Origin of the sequence: Arthrobacter sp. 260, assembly GCF_013116745.1 — a bacterium.
GTDB lineage: Bacteria > Actinomycetota > Actinomycetes > Actinomycetales > Micrococcaceae > Arthrobacter_D.
Map to the genome: position 1 here is coordinate 90,487 of NZ_JABFOE010000011.1, position 15,227 is coordinate 105,713.

Genomic DNA, 15,227 nt, shown 5'->3' on the forward strand with positions numbered 1-15,227 from the left:
CTCAGCCCTCGATGACCATGGGCTGGAATCCTTCGGCCCGCAGGTTCCTGAGGATGAGTTCGCAGTGCTCCTCGCCCTTGGTTTCCATGTTGATGGTAATTGCCACGTCCCCCATGCTGATCGAACCCCCTACGCGGGTGTGGTCGACGCCGGTCACATTCGCGTCCGATTCGGCGATGATGCGGGAGATGGTCGCCAACGAGCCGGGCCGGTCATCCAGGAGCATCCGCACCACCAGGTACCTGCCTGCCGCGGCGAGGCCGCGCTGGATGACCTTCAGCATCAGCATCGGGTCGATGTTGCCGCCAGACAGGATCACCGCCGTGTTCCCAGGTGAGGCACCGTTCTCGGTCAGTTTGCCGTCGAGCAGCGCAGCCACTCCCACGGCGCCTGCAGGCTCCACCACCATCTTCGAGCGCTCCAGCAGGAAGATCAGTGCCCGCGCCAGCGAATCCTCGGTGACAGTGACAACATCGTCGACCAGTTCCTTGATGATGGAGAACGGCAACTGGCCGGGCCGGCCCACCGCAATGCCATCGGCGATGGTCGATACCTTGGTCAACGGCACCAGCGCGTCGGCTGCCAGCGACGGCGGGTAGGCTGCCGCGTTCTCCGCCTGCACCCCGATGATCCGGATCTCCCGGCCCAGTTCCCGCGCCCTGGCCTTGACGGCGACGGCGACGCCGGCCAGCAGCCCACCGCCGCCCACCCCCATGAGGATGGTGTCGACGTCGGGCACCTGTTCAAGGATTTCCAGGCCGATGGTTCCCTGCCCGGCCACCACGTCGACGTTGTCGAACGGGTGCACGAACACGGTGCCGGTCTCCTCCGCGTACCGCTTCGCTTCAGCGAGAGCCTCATCAACGTTGTGCCCGTGCAGGATCACCTCGGCGCCGTGGCCACGGGTGGCTGCCAGCTTGGGCAGCGCGACCCCCAACGGCATGTAGATCCGGGCGGTGATGCCGAGCCGTGCGGCCGCCACGGCCACGCCCTGGGCGTGGTTGCCGGCGGACGCGGCGACGACCCCGCGGGCCTTCTCTGCGTCGGACAGGCGGGCCATCCTGACGTAGGCTCCGCGGATCTTGAACGATCCTGCGCGCTGCAGATTCTCGCATTTCAATGACACGTTGGCGCCGATCAGCCGTCCCAGCGCCCGCGACTCCTCGATGGGGGTGCGGGCGATGACGCCGTCGAGCAGTTTCTGCGCCGCCTGCACATCGTCGAGCGTCACCGCGAGGTCCAATAACTCAGTCACTGGTCGGCCTTTCGTGTCTCATGGGGGATTGAATCTTCAGGGGTGTCGTTGTGGGGTGGTGCTTCGGGCGGTTCCGGGAGCCCGTCCGGCGGAGGCGGCACCCCGCCCACCGCGGGGTCGGTCTCCCAGGAGCGCCCGGCGATGTAGCGGACCACAGTATTCACCACGGCCAGCAACGGCACCGAGAAGAGTGCGCCGGGAATCCCCGCGATCAAGGTGCCACCGGCCACCGCCAGCACTACCGCCAGCGGGTGCAGCGACACGGCCGGCCCCATGATGAGGGGTTGCAGGACGTGCCCCTCGAGTTGCTGCACCACCAGGACAATGGCCAGCATGATCAGAGCGTTGACCCAGCCGTGGGCCACCAGGGCCAGCAGGACGGCCACCAGCCCGGTGAACAGGGCTCCGACAATGGGGATGAAGGACCCCAGGAAGACAAGGACGCTCAGGGGCAGGGCGAGGGGCACCCCGATCAGCGCCGCACCGACCCCGATGCCCACCGCGTCGACAAACGCGACGAGCATCTGCACCCGCACATAGTTGGCCATCGATGACCAGCCGCGCCGCCCGGCACCGTCGACCGGGATCCGCGCCACGCGGGGCATCAGGCCTACAACAAACCGCCAGATCCGCTCGCCCTCCAGCAGGAAGAAGATGAGCGCGAAGATGGTCAGCAGTGCCCCAGCTCCGAAATGGCCTGCGCTGCTTCCCAGCGAGATGACCCCGGTGACGATGGTTCCACTGTTGTTCTGGACGGCTCCCGTCACCTCTTCGATGAACTGGTCGATCTGGAGGGTGGTCAGTCCCAGCGGCCCGTCCGATAGCCAGGACTGGATCTGGCGGATCCCTTCCAGCGCCTCATCCCACAGGTCCGCAAGACCCAACGCCAACTGTCGTCCGGCGAGTGTTGCCATGCCGCCCACCAGGCCCAGGAACGAGACGACGGTGACGGCGACGGCGAGACCGTTGGGAAGCTTCGCTTTCCGTAGCAGACCCATCACCGGCAGGAGCAGGCTTGCCAGCAAAGCTGCCAGCAGCAGGGGGATGATCAGCAGCGACACATGGCCGAGGAGCCAGACCAGCATCCCACCCACCAGCACAATCAGCCCCACCCGCCAGGCCCAGGCCGCTGACAGGCTGAGCGCATAGGGGACGTCCCCAGACCGGTCACGTCCGGCCACCTGCGCCGGGGCACCCTGGAGGTCCGCCGGGACCTTCCGCTGAGAGGGGCGATTCATGCTGTCATCCTTCCACACGTTGCCGACCATCAGGCATTGGGACGGCGGGCCCTCGGCCCTTGTTACGCGGCAGCCGGCTGAGGGTTTTCCGCCACCGTCGGTTATCGGATATGTTTGACTTTGTTCGAAAAAGTTACCTTCAGGAGATATGGATGCTTGCCGCCGAACGACGGGACGCGATTGTTGCCGAACTGGTGACCAGTCCTGCCGTCCGCGTGACCCGGCTTGCCGAGCAGTTCGACGTGTCCGAGATGACCATCCGCCGTGACATTGACGCACTGGAGGCGGCGGGCGCGCTGACCCGCGTCCACGGCGGTGCCACCCGACCGCAGACGCTGAGCGCCGCCGAACCAGGGTTCTCGGCCAACACCGGCCGGCAGCGCGAGGCGAAGCAGCAGATAGCGTTGGCAGCGAGCCGACTGATTACCCCCGGCATGACCATCTCCCTCACCGGGGGCACCACCGTCTATGAGCTTGCTGCCCTCCTGCCGGACCTCGGCCCCCTCACGGTGCTCACCAACTCGCTACCGGTCGCCGACCTGCTCAACGGTCTGGCCGCCCAGGACCGTGGCCGCAACCTCAGCGTGTTCCTCACCGGCGGGGAACGATCGCCGTCGGAGGCCCTGGTGGGTCCGCTCGCCACCGCCACTGTCGGTCTACTCAACGTCGATCTCTGCTTCATGGGGGTCCACGGAGTGGATGCCACCGCCGGCATCACGACGCCGAACCTCGCGGAGGCCGAAACCAACCGCGCTTTCGCCCGCCAGAGCGCGCGGCTGGTGGTCCTCGCTGACTCCACCAAGATCGGCGTCGTAGCCCTGGCCCAGATCGTCGACCTGGCCGAGCTCGAATGTCTCGTCACCGCGGGCGACGCCGTCGGCCCGGACCAGCTCGCCGACCTTGTTCTCCACACCACCGTGCTCACTCCCGACACCCCCACCTCCAAGGAAACCCACCCATGACCCTGGTCACCCCCACCCGGCTGTCTGACGGCCGCGAGCTGATCTACTTCGACGCCACCGGCGAGTCTGCGGCCCTCCACCGTGATCGCTCGGCCGTCGCTGACACTAGGGACCTTCCCGCCCGGGGTGCCACCGGTGATGCACGCTTTGACGCCCTGACCGGGGAATGGGTGGCGGTCGCAGCGCACCGGCAGTCCCGAACACACCTGCCGCCGGCCGACCAGTGTCCCCTGTGCCCCACCACTGCCGGCAACCTGTCGGAGATTCCTGCCCCGGACTACGAGGTGGTGGTGTTTGAGAACCGCTTCTCCTCCTTCGGTCCTTCCCTTGGCGCACTTCCGGCCGATGCCGGCTGGGGAACCACAGCTCCGGCGCATGGGCGCTGCGAGGTAGTGGCCTTCGACTCGGCCCACGAGGGTTCTTTCGGGTCGTTGGCTCCCGAGCGTGCCAGGACAGTGATTGACGCGTGGGCGCACCGGACGGAAGCCCTGTCCGCCCTGGACGGGATCCGACAGGTCTTCTGCTTCGAGAACCGCGGCGCCGATATCGGGGTCACCCTGTTGCACCCCCACGGCCAGATCTACGCCTACCCCTTCATTCCGCCCCGCTCGACGGTGATGGCCCGCGCGGCGCGGGAGTATTACGACGCCGCCGACGGCCGGGAGACCCTGCTGGCGGGAATGCTGAAAGCCGAACGTGATTCGGGCGCGCGAATGATCATCGAGGGCAAGCACTTCAGCGCCTACGTCCCGTTCGCTGCGCGCTGGCCCCTCGAGGTCCATCTGGTGCCGCACCGGCAGGTCGCGGACCTGGCAGCATTGACCGACCCGGAACGCGACGAGCTGACCACCATCTACCTGGACCTGCTGGGACGCGTGGACCGCCTCTACTCCACCCCCACCCCGTACATCGCGGCCTGGCATCAGGCACCCCTTGACCCGCTGCTGCGACCTGCCAGCCGCCTCCACCTGCAGCTCACCTCGCCCCGCCGGGCCGAAGACAAACTGAAATTCCTGGCCGGCTCCGAGGCCGCCATGGGCGCATTCATCAATGACACCACCCCTGAACTGGTCGCGGACAACCTTCGCAACGCCGTCGGGACAACTGCAAAGGACCAGTCATGACCGGGCCATCCCACGATCTCGCCACCGCATTCACCCACCGGTTCGGGTACGAACCGGCGGGGGTATGGTCCGCTCCTGGCCGGGTCAACCTGATCGGCGAACACACCGACTACAACTCGGGCTTTGTGCTGCCTTTCGCCATCAACCACTCCACACTGGTCGCTGCGGCGACACGCCAGGACCGGACTGTGAGGGTGGCTTCCACTCTTGGCGAGGGCGACGAGGTCCAGGTGGACCTCGACGGGCTACATCCGGGCAGCGTCGATGGGTGGGCTGCCTACCCTGTAGGTGTGCTGTGGGCCCTGGAGCAGGCGGGGCACCGGCTCCCCGGGTTTGACCTGTTGATCGACTCGAGTGTGCCGGTCGGTGCTGGGCTCTCCTCGTCGGCGGCGATTGAATGCGCCGTCGCGGTAGCGGCCAACGACCTGGTCGACGCAGGGCTCTCGGCGTCCGAACTGGCCCTTGTGGGCCAACGGGCGGAGAACGAAATGGTCGGTGCCCCCACTGGCGTCATGGACCAGACGGCGTCGCTGCGGGGCCGCGCTGGCCACGCCGTATTCCTGGATTGCCGCAGCCTGGAGTCCGAGCTGGTGCCGTTCCCGCTGCAGGAGGAAGGGCTGACGCTGCTGGTCATCGATACCCACGTGAGCCATTCGCATTCGACCGGCGGGTACGCGGACCGGCGGAAGTCCTGTGAGCGGGGAGCAGAGCTGATGGGGGTGGCATCCCTGCGCGACCTGTCGATCGCGGATCTTGCGGCGGCCGCCGGAATCCTCGATGAGGAGACCCTGCGGCGGGTCAGGCACATCGTGACCGAGAACGAGCGGGTGCAGGACACAGTCAAGGTCCTCGCCGACAAGGGTCCGGCGGCGATCGGCCAGCTGCTCGATGTGAGCCACTCGTCGATGCGCGACGACTTTGAAATCTCCTGCGACGAGCTGGATCTCGCCGTCGACACCGCGCGGGCCAACGGGTCGCTCGGTGCCAGAATGACCGGCGGCGGGTTTGGTGGCTCGGCCATCGCGCTCACACCCACCGACGACGTCGACCGCGTCACCACAGCGGTCACCGACGCGTTCGCGACGGCGGGCTATGTGGCACCGTCGATTTTCGCGGTGCTTCCCGACGACGGTGCGCGTCGCCTCGCCTGACCCCGTACCTGGCACCTAGCAAAAGGGACCCACAGCCTTCGCTGTGGGTCCCTTTTCGTTAGAAGTTTGGTCGTGTCAGACCGGTGAGGCTACTCGTTGCCCCGCATGATCGCGATGACGCGGATGAACTCCACGTACAGCCAGATCAGGGTCACTGTGAGACCGAACGCTGCCGTCCAGGAGTACTTCTGGGGCGCTCCGTTGCGGACGCCGTCGCTGATCGAAGTGAAGTCGATGACCAGAGAGAAGGCGGCAAGACCGATCGCGAAGATGCCGATGACCAGCCCGAACGGGATGTCGGTGCCTGGGATGCTCGCTCCGCGCAGGCCCCATGGATCTTCGCTAACCCCGAACAGCATCAGGCCGAGGTTGATCAGGCTGAACGCAGCGTAGCCGATGATGGCGATCATGAAGATCTTCATCGCCTTGGGGGTCGCCCGGACCTTGCCGCTGCGGAACAGCACCAGGGTGACGGCGAAGACTGTCAGTGTGCCGAGGAGGGCTTGCAGCGCAATGTTGGGGAACTGTGCCTCCAGGATCATCGTCAGACCGCCGACAAACAGACCCTGCAGGAACGCGTAAGCGAGGATCAGCGCAGGGACCGGTTCGCGCTTGAAGGCGTTGACCAGGCCAAGGACCAGGCCGCCGATCATGCCGACAATCATCAGGGGCATGACCAGGCCGGGGAGCAGGAAGGCTGGGACCGCTGCGCCCACCAGGACGACGCCGATCGAGAGGACCGTCTTGACGATCACATCGTCGAAGGTCATCCGCCCCATCTGGGATGGACCAGCTGACGGCTGGTTGTAGAGGTCTTCCATCTGGGTGGTGCTCATTGCGCTCTGGCCTGCGAGCGCCGTCGAACCGTACCCTGCTGGTGCCCCTGCCGGGTTGTTGCCGCGAGCAGCGGTACGGAAGTTCTTTCCGTTGAATACCGGGTTACCGCCAAGTGCCATGTGAACTAGTCCTCCATCGGGGGATGATATACGTGTGTTTAACCTTACCAATGTCAACGGTTTACGGGTCATTTTGTTCCCCGGGCAGCACTGCTCGGGGCAGAGTTGTTACCTAATCGCTACCCGCCGGTAGCCGTTTGGGTATCAGGTGAAACATGGCGCGGGTAACATGAACTCACACTCGGTGACATGTGTCACAAGACACGTGCCCGCAAGCCGTCCTACCCCGCTGAACCCTCAGGCGGGGCAGCCCCATAGCGAGGTTCATAACTTGATAACCCGACCGACGCCTGCGTGGATCAGGAGGCTGCTGGTTTTTGCGACCGGGCTCATAGCCGTCCTGCTACTCAGTGCCCCTGCTGCCCAGGGTTACCACCCGGGCACCCCCGCCGCACCCAGCGCGGTGGCATCGTCGTCCCTTCCCGCCGGCCAGATCGTGGCCCAGGAGTTTTCCGACCGGATCAGTGGTGTTCTCCGCAACGCCGATGGACCCCTCCCTGATGTGACCATCTCCGTTTCGGGCAACGGGTTCGACGGCGAAACCACCTCGGCAGCCAACGGATCCTGGTCGATCGGCGTGCCGGAACAGGGCGCCTACGAGGTGACCCTTGAGGTGGACACCCTCCCCGAGGGGACAGCCCTCGCCGAGGGCCAGGCCAACCCCCGGACGGTCACCTTCGCGGGAACCTCAAACGTCACCACCCTCTTCCTGTTCGGCGACGGGATCGTCGCCAACACCACCAGCTTCTGGGACACGCTCGCTGAGCGGACCCTGGCGGGTCTCAGCTTCGGCCTGTTGCTCGCCCTGAGCGCCGTCGGACTGTCACTGATCTTCGGCACCACAGGCCTCACCAACTTCGCGCACGGCGAGATGGTCACCTTTGGAGCAGTCGTCGCGTTCGGCTTCGCAGCCATCGGGCTGCCCATCTTCGTCGCCATACCGCTGGCGGTGGTTGCTGGCGCGCTCCTTGGCTGGGTGCAGGATGCCGGTCTGTGGAAGCCCCTGCGCCGGCGTGGCACTGGTCTTGTCCCCATGATGATTGTCAGCATCGGCTTGGCGCTGGCCCTGAGGTACATCATCCAGTTCAACTTCGGTGGTGCCACCCAGCAGCTGCCCGGCGCGCAGAGCGCGCGCCTGGACTTCGGTCCGGTGTCCATCTCGCAGAACAACCTGAACTCGCTGCTGATCTCCCTGGTGATCATCCTGCTGGTCGGGTTCCTCCTGCTGCGCACCCGGATTGGCAAGGCCACCCGAGCCGTGTCGGATAACCCGGCGCTGGCGGCAGCCTCGGGGATCGACGTCGACCGGGTCATCCGGATCGTGTGGATGGTCGGCGGAGCGCTGGCTGCCCTCGGAGGCATCCTGTGGGCGTACTACCGCCCGGGCGTCTCCTTCAACATGGGCCAGCAGATCCTGCTGCTGATCTTCGCCGGCGTCGTGCTCGGCGGACTCGGCACCGTGTTCGGTGCCCTCATCGGCTCGATCATCGTGGGACTGTTCGTCGAAATCTCAACCATCTGGCTGGAGGCGGACCTGAAGTACGTGGGAGCGCTCCTGATCATGATCCTGGTTCTTCTGTTCCGGCCGCAGGGTATCCTCGGCCGCAAAGAGCGCGTCGGTTAGGGGCTCACATCATGGATTTCGGAAATATTCTTGCACTCGCCTTCGGCGAAATGATCAGCCCAACCACCGCTGCCTACGCTCTTGCGGCACTCGGTCTGGCCGTCCACTTCGGCTACTCCGGCCTCCTGAACTTCGGCCAGGCCGGCTTCATGGCGGTGGGTGCCTACGGGTACGCCATCTCCACCCTCACGTTCAACGCTCCCCTGCCGGTGGCCGTCCTCGTCGCACTGACCGCTTCGGTGCTGTTCGCGCTCATCCTGGGTATCCCCACGCTGCGCCTGCGCGCCGACTATCTGGCGATCGTCACGATCGCCGCGGCGGAGATCGTCAGGTACATCGTCACCACCAACGGCCTCACCGACGTCACCGGTTCGGCCAACGGGCTCGCCAACTTCGAAAACGGCTTCTTCGCCCTGAACCCGCTCGCGCCGGGGTCCTACAACGTGGGTCCCATCTCCATGAATGAGCGGGACCTGTGGATCAGGATCGTCGGCTGGACCATCGTTGCACTGGCCTGCCTGACCGTATGGTTGCTGATGCGCAGCCCGTGGGGCCGGGTCCTGAAGGGAATCAGGGAGGACGAGAACGCTGTCCGCGCCCTGGGCAAAAACGTGTACGCCTACAAGATGCAGGCACTCGTTATCGGTGGTCTCCTCGGCTCCCTGGCCGGCATGATCTTCACCCTCCCCCGTGGAGCGGTGCAGCCAGCCAACTACGCCACCGAGCTCACGTTCTTCCTGTACACCTGTCTGTTGCTGGGAGGGATGGCGACGGTTCTCGGACCGGTGATCGGCGCCATGATCTTCTGGGTGGTGCTGTCCCTGACCCAGGGGCTGCTGTACGGCGCCATTGAGATCGGCGCCATCACGTTCCTGTCCAACGTCCAGGCAGGGCAACTGCGGTACATCCTGGTCGGCGTCGCGCTGATGCTGCTCATGGTGTTTAGACCCCAGGGCGTCCTGGGTAACAAGAAGGAGCTGGCGTTCGCATGACCGAACCACGAGAGACGCAGGCGGTCGACTACATGACCGATTCCCGCGACATCACCACCGGCGAGACCGGGCCGGGGTGCCGTAAGAGGGATCCGATCCTGGTTGCGGAAAAGGTGACCCGGCACTTCGGTGGGATGAACGCCGTCGACGTCGAGTACCTCGAGGTCCCCCGCAACAAGATCACTGCCCTCATTGGACCGAATGGTGCCGGAAAGACCACCCTGTTCAACCTGTTGACGGGGTTCGACACCCCCAACAGCGGACAGTGGAAGTTCGACGACAAAAGCATTGCTGGCGTGCCGTCCTACAAGGTGGCCCGGATGGGAATGGTCCGCACCTTCCAGCTGACCAAGGTGATGGGCAAGCTGACGGTGATGGAGAACATGCGCCTCGGGGCGACCGCCCAGCCGGGCGAGAGCCTCGCCCGGGCGCTGTTCAAAGGGCTCTGGGGCAAGCGGGAGAAGGAGATCACCGAGCAGGCGGATGTCCTTCTTGCGAAGTTCAAACTCGACGCGAAGAAGGACGATTACGCTGCGTCGTTGTCCGGTGGGCAGCGCAAGCTGCTCGAAATGGCCCGCGCCCTGATGGTCAAGCCAGTTCTGGTGATGCTCGATGAGCCGATGGCTGGCGTCAACCCGGCACTCACCCAGTCCCTGCTGGATCACATCAAAAACCTGAAGGCCGAAGGTATGACCGTGCTGTTTGTCGAGCACGACATGCACATGGTCAGGCACATTGCCGACTGGGTGGTGGTGATGGCTGAGGGCAAGATCGTCGCTGAAGGTCCTCCGGAAGTGGTGATGAAGGACAAGGCAGTGATTGACGCCTACCTCGGCGCCCATCACGACGTCGACCTGGGCGATTCCAAGGGCGTCGAGATGCTCGAAGTGGAACTCGCTCAGGACGAGGAGTCGGTGGTTGGCACAGCCGACGCTGGCATCCTCGCCCATCCCGGTGGGGTCCATGCAGACGGTGCTCCTGCGGACAGCCCTGCGGGCGGTGCCCACGCGGCTGGTCCTGCGGACAGTGCTCACTCGGCTGGCCCTGCGGATGAACTGACAGACCCGACAGGTCCTTCCACCCGAGGCGCGCACGCAGCGAGTCCAGACACAGCACCGGATGACAAGGAGACCCGACCATGAGCGAGGACAACAGCACATCGGTAGTGAAGGTCACCGACCTGGTGGCCGGGTACCTGCCAGGGGTCAACATCCTCAACGGCTGCAGCATCGAGGCCCGCTCCGGCGAGCTGATCGGCATCATTGGACCCAATGGTGCCGGTAAGTCGACGCTGCTCAAGGCCATGTTCGGACTGGTGAAGGTCCATTCAGGCACAGTAGTGGTCCGGGACAAGGACATTACCGGTCTCAAGGCGAACAAGCTGGTCAGCCAGGGGGTGGGCTTCGTACCCCAGAACAACAACGTGTTCGCGTCGTTGACCATCGAGGAGAACCTTGAGATGGGCATGTACCAGCGCCCCAAGGACTTCAAGAAGCGGTTCGAGTTTGTGGCCGACCTCTTTCCCGAGTTGGGAAAGCGGCGTGCTCAGCGGGCTGGATCGCTCTCCGGTGGTGAGCGGCAGATGGTGGCGATGGGCCGCGCGCTCATGATGGATCCGGCGGTGCTCCTGCTGGATGAGCCCTCTGCGGGCCTGTCCCCCGTCAAACAGGACGAGACGTTCCTGCGGGTGCACGAGATCAACCGCGCCGGGGTGTCGGTGATCATGGTCGAGCAGAACGCACGTCGGTGCCTCCAGATCTGTGACAGGGCGTATGTCCTCGATCAGGGCAAGGACGCGTACACGGGAACCGGGCGCGAGCTGATGAAGGATCCGAAGGTAATCCAGTTGTACCTGGGGACGCTCGCGGACACAGCGTAACCAGGCTTCGTCGATGCCCGGTCGGGATCTCACTGGAGATCCCGACCGGGCATTTTCGTTGTCATCTGCCAGCCAGCCCCCAGTCGACGCTCTCTCCTCCATTCCTCCCCGCGCCGTCTGGTGGGGAGTTTAGCTGCGTCATCAGCGGAGTTCGTGGGTCTTCCCTGGGGTAGCCGGCGCGTTGCTGTGGGAGGGGTGTCTCACGAGGCTTCGGGACCCAAGAGATTGTCTGAAAAAGTTTCATCCAGATGCCCGATTCACCCCTAAAAATGTCGGTGCTCGATGATGGACTAAGGGTATGAAAAGCAGCAATTCTTCTGCTTCGAGGACCGGATTTCCGCCCGCTCCTGACACCGGTCCAGCGCCCGACGGCGGCCGCCCCCACGGTTCTCCCTCCGGGGCGAGGACTGCAGACTACGGCCCGGCCGGACCACTGGGTGAGGGCGCTGTGTGGTCCGCACCCGGCCCATCCCCTGCGGCTGACTCTCCCAAGGCATCCGACGTGGCCGACATGGCAGATACGGTGGCCGAGCCCTACCCAACCACTGCAACAGCACCCGCAACCACAGCTCCATGCGGCCCCACCACCGCAACCAAGAAGGCTCTTCCTTCTGGCGAATCAGCTCCTCTTGGTGACTCGGTGTTGACGGGTTGGGTGTCTTTGGCCGCGATGGTGGACTCAGATGCGTCGCAGACGCTTGAGGTGATGAAGGCTCTGGATGGGTTGCGGTCATGGGTTGATGCGCAGGAAGCCAAAGCGGTCACCCATCTGTGGGATTTGATCCGGACGGAATGCCCGGGAGTGGAAGAGGCAGCGCAGGACCTCGGCCGAACGCTGACGGCTTCCGAGATTGGCGCGGCTCTGCGCCTGCCGGATCGGACCGCGGGGGCACTGATCGAGAACAGTGAGTTCCTGGTCCGGGACTACCAGTCGACCCTACGGGCCCTTGAAGACGGCAAGATCACCAGGCGTCATGCCGTAGCCGTGGTCGGCGAGGCGATCAGCATCCCCGACACGGTGCCCGGGGTGTGTGCCGGGTTCGAGGCCCAACTGATCGATCTGGCCTGTGAGCTGACGGTCGCGAAGTTCAGCTATCAGGCGGTCCGGTTACGCGAAACCCTGCACCCTGAATCGATCACAGTGCGGCGGCGCAAGGCTATCCAGGACCGGCGGGTATACGTCGCCCCGGACTACGACGGAATGGCCTGGCTTCATGCTTTCCTTCCCACTGAGCAGGTGGCCGGAATCTTCCACCGCGTCGACACCGCAGCCCGCCACCTCCAGAGCGCCGAGGAGTCACGGACGCTCACCCAATTGCGGGCTGACGTCCTGGTCGATGTGCTTACCAGCGCCGGAGCCACCGGGCACATCGCTGACGGCGACAGTAACCCCACTGGCCCGAAGGACAGCGGCGCCTTTTGGGGTGTGCAGGCGAAGGTGTTCGTCACCGTCCCGGTCTCCACACTCCTGGGCGGGGATGTGCCAGGTGAGCTGGAAGGCTACGGGCCGATTGACCCTGAGACGGCAAGGAGACTCGCCGGGCATGCCCCATCGTTCACCCGGATTCTTACCCACCCGTTCACGGGGGCGAGGCTTGGGGCCGATGCCACCACCTACCGGGTCCCCAAGGACCTGCAGGACGCGGTCCGGGTCAGGGATCGGACGTGTCGGCATCCGGGATGTAACCGGTTGGCGGTGTTCTGCGAACTCGACCACACCACACCCTGGGCCAGCGGCGGGAAAACCAGCTATTCGAATCTGGCCGCGCTGTGTAAACGCCACCACAAACTCAAATCCGAAGGCTACTGGCACTACCGTCAACCCGAACCCGGAATGATCATCGCCATCTCACCCGCCGGTCACACTTATGTCACCCGACCAGACCCACCACCAGCGCCACCCCCAGAAGAACCACCACCCTTTTAGGCAGAGCCCCCTCCTTTAGGCAGAGTCCGCCCCTCCACGCCGCGCATTCTTCCTCGTCGGTCCGGCTCCGGGAAGTCGCGGATCGAGGCGGTGCCCGTGACCAGAGTGCCTGTGACCAGACAGCCACATCGCCCCAAAGGAACGTGTCCCCACCAAAGACAACGCTGGGTTCCACGCAGGCCTGTCCCGACGAAGCGCCCAGCGCCAAACAACCTCGTCCTACACGGCGCTCGTCACCAGAGCACCCGTGACCAGAGTGCCCGTGACCAGACAACCGCGTCCCCTTCCGCAACAACTCCTCATCCACGCACCCGGGCTCCACGTAGCGGGGCCCTCAGACCACCCTTGCGCCCGGCGAGCCGCCTAACAGGGCAAGGTAACCCTGATATCCCCGGGGCTCCTCAAGGGGCCTGTAGCCACTCCAGATGCCCAGTAAGAGGCCCCAGTCCTCAAGTCCGCCCCTAGATAGCACACCGGGGCCCTCCAGACATAGCAAAACGGTCGTTGCTACCCCTGGATCAGGGGTAGCAACGACCGTTTGTGGTGCGAGTGTCGAGCTAGTTGTCAGCCGGGCTGGAGTTCAGCACGAGCTGACCCGTCCCTCTAGAGCTGTCCGGTTTCGGAGCGGCTCGGCTGTGGGATGTTGTCGCCGTCGAACGCGTAGATACCGATGAACGCTTCGGTAGGATCACCGTTCTCGTCGAACGTGATCGGACCGGAGATACCGTCGTAGTCGATGTCTTCGCCGTCGCGCAGCAGGGTGACGCAGGCAGCGAAGTCGTAGCACTTCTCGCCTTCGCCGGTAACGCCCTGCAGTTCGGCAGCGATGGCCTCGCCATCGGTGGATCCTGCAGCCTCAGCTGCCAACGCAACAACATTCGCCGCGTCGTAGCTTTCACCTGCGTAGCTCCAGCTGGTGAGAGCTGGATCGATCTCGAGCAGCGCTTCCTGGAACGCGTCACCGGTGAAGGGGCCAGGAATGGTGCCCTGTGCACCCTCCATGGTTCCTGGATCCAGATCAGCACTGTAGTCGGCAGTGTTGCCGTCGACGAGGAAGAGGGTGCTTGGGTCAACACCCTGAGCGGTCAGAAGCGGCACAATGCTGGTTGCCTGGTCGAAGCTGATGACGACGATGGCGTCAGGCTCTGCAGCGACGACTGCGTCGACCTGGCTGCTGAACTGTGAGTCACCCTCGTTGAACATCTCGTTCGCGACGACCTGGCCACCTGCGCCTTCAACAGCCTCGCTGATGAAGCCCTGGAGTCCGGTGCCGTAGGCATCGTTCAGGGTGACCATACCGACGGTCTGGGCGCCACACTCCATGATGTAGTTGCCGAGCACGCGGCCCTGCAGCACGTCGGAAGGTGCGGTGCGCCAGTACAGGCCGTTGTCATCCCAGTCGGTGAAGTCGGGAGCCGTGTTGGCCGGCGAGATCTGGATGACTCCGGCACCGGTGATCTGGTTGATCACAGTGCGGGAAACACCCGAAGATGCGGCACCGATGATGGCGCTGACGTCCTGGGACAGCAGGTCAGTGACTGACTGGGTGGCGATGTCGGTGGTGGTATCGCCCGAGTCACGGTGGATGATTTCGACGTCCTGGCCGAGTACACCGCCTGCCTCGTTGATTTCCTGGACTGCCAGGTTTGTGCCGGCGATCTCGGGTGGGCCGAGGAACGCGAGTGCACCGGTGGTTGGCAGAAGCGTGCCCAGAGTCAGTGGGGTATCAGAAGTGGTGGTTGCCTCGGGGACAGCTGCGGGGTCACCCTTCGGGTTGGCCTCGGGGGCTTCCCCGCCCTGGCTCTCCGGGCAGCTCAGCCCGGTGGCGGCGGGTGCGGCTGAGGTTTCTCCGCCGTCTCCTTCAGGAGTCGATCCGCCGCAGGCAGATGCGAAGAGCGCGATGCCCAGCCCCAGGGCAGCGACCTTCGCTACGCGCGGTGCATTGTCTCCAATGCCAAACCGCACGGAGTTGCGTGTTGCAGTCATGTATTTTTTCTCCTCGACCGAAAGGCTTTGTGCGCCTTTGATGCGATCACCAGGTGTTCCTGGTATGTAGAAAAGCTAATGCAAAAATGTGTCGAAACTAAGCAATTCCGGTCACATCCTTGTAACGCTCGCC

Annotated in this window: 12 protein-coding genes; 8 read left to right on the plus strand and 4 right to left on the minus strand. The window is 64.6% G+C overall.

Going from position 1 to position 15,227, the window contains the following annotated elements:
• Position 1: 1 nt before the first annotated feature.
• Both ilvA and HMI57_RS13175 read right to left on the minus strand, forming a co-directional pair.
• Positions 2-1,255: a threonine ammonia-lyase gene (gene ilvA / locus HMI57_RS13170; protein WP_171586468.1), complete on the minus strand. Its 1,254-nt coding sequence runs from the start codon at positions 1,253-1,255 to the stop codon at positions 2-4.
• Positions 1,252-2,493: an AI-2E family transporter gene (locus tag HMI57_RS13175; RefSeq protein WP_171586469.1), complete on the minus strand. Its 1,242-nt coding sequence runs from the start codon at positions 2,491-2,493 to the stop codon at positions 1,252-1,254. Before HMI57_RS13175 ends, ilvA begins: the two co-directional genes overlap by 4 nt.
• 152 nt (positions 2,494-2,645) lie before the next feature.
• On the opposite strand from HMI57_RS13175, the gene HMI57_RS13180 reads away from it, so the two are divergent.
• The 3 genes from HMI57_RS13180 to galK are packed head-to-tail and all read left to right on the plus strand — an operon-like array spanning position 2,646 to position 5,730.
• A complete protein-coding gene (locus HMI57_RS13180) occupies positions 2,646-3,455 on the plus strand; it encodes a DeoR/GlpR family DNA-binding transcription regulator (protein ID WP_171586470.1) in 810 nt (269 codons plus the stop codon).
• Complete coding sequence (galT, locus tag HMI57_RS13185; protein WP_171586471.1) at positions 3,452-4,579, plus strand: galactose-1-phosphate uridylyltransferase; 1,128 nt, start codon at positions 3,452-3,454, stop codon at positions 4,577-4,579. The genes HMI57_RS13180 and galT overlap by 4 nt, the downstream gene beginning before the upstream one ends.
• Positions 4,576-5,730, plus strand: a complete 1,155-nt coding sequence (galK, locus tag HMI57_RS13190) for a galactokinase (RefSeq protein WP_171586472.1) — start codon at positions 4,576-4,578, stop codon at positions 5,728-5,730. Before galT ends, galK begins: the two co-directional genes overlap by 4 nt.
• 89 nt (positions 5,731-5,819) lie before the next feature.
• On the opposite strand, the gene HMI57_RS13195 is transcribed toward galK, so the two are convergent.
• Positions 5,820-6,686, minus strand: coding sequence for a Bax inhibitor-1/YccA family protein (locus HMI57_RS13195; RefSeq protein WP_171586473.1), 867 nt, complete (start codon positions 6,684-6,686; stop codon positions 5,820-5,822).
• A 271-nt stretch (positions 6,687-6,957) separates the two neighbouring features.
• On the opposite strand from HMI57_RS13195, the gene HMI57_RS13200 reads away from it, so the two are divergent.
• From HMI57_RS13200 to HMI57_RS13220, 5 genes are all read left to right on the plus strand, one after another.
• On the plus strand, positions 6,958-8,310 hold the full coding sequence (locus HMI57_RS13200) for a branched-chain amino acid ABC transporter permease (RefSeq protein ID WP_171586474.1): 1,353 nt from the start codon (positions 6,958-6,960) through the stop codon (positions 8,308-8,310).
• Between the two features lie 11 nt (positions 8,311-8,321).
• Entirely contained in the window at positions 8,322-9,302 is a 981-nt protein-coding gene (locus HMI57_RS13205; protein ID WP_171586475.1) for a branched-chain amino acid ABC transporter permease, read from the plus strand.
• Positions 9,299-10,444 (plus strand): ABC transporter ATP-binding protein, encoded by a 1,146-nt coding sequence (locus HMI57_RS13210; RefSeq protein WP_228721104.1) that lies wholly within the window; start codon positions 9,299-9,301, stop codon positions 10,442-10,444. The genes HMI57_RS13205 and HMI57_RS13210 overlap by 4 nt, the downstream gene beginning before the upstream one ends.
• A complete protein-coding gene (locus tag HMI57_RS13215; protein WP_171586476.1) occupies positions 10,441-11,181 on the plus strand; it encodes an ABC transporter ATP-binding protein in 741 nt (246 codons plus the stop codon). The genes HMI57_RS13210 and HMI57_RS13215 overlap by 4 nt, the downstream gene beginning before the upstream one ends.
• A 511-nt stretch (positions 11,182-11,692) precedes the next feature.
• Positions 11,693-13,108, plus strand: coding sequence for an HNH endonuclease signature motif containing protein (locus tag HMI57_RS13220; protein WP_228721115.1), 1,416 nt, complete (start codon positions 11,693-11,695; stop codon positions 13,106-13,108).
• Between the two features lie 603 nt (positions 13,109-13,711).
• Here HMI57_RS13220 and HMI57_RS13225 read toward each other — a convergent pair.
• The gene (locus HMI57_RS13225; protein WP_171586477.1) at positions 13,712-15,094 is read right to left on the minus strand and encodes an ABC transporter substrate-binding protein; all 1,383 of its coding nucleotides are present in this window, start codon (positions 15,092-15,094) and stop codon (positions 13,712-13,714) included.
• Between the last annotated feature and the right edge of the window lie 133 nt (positions 15,095-15,227).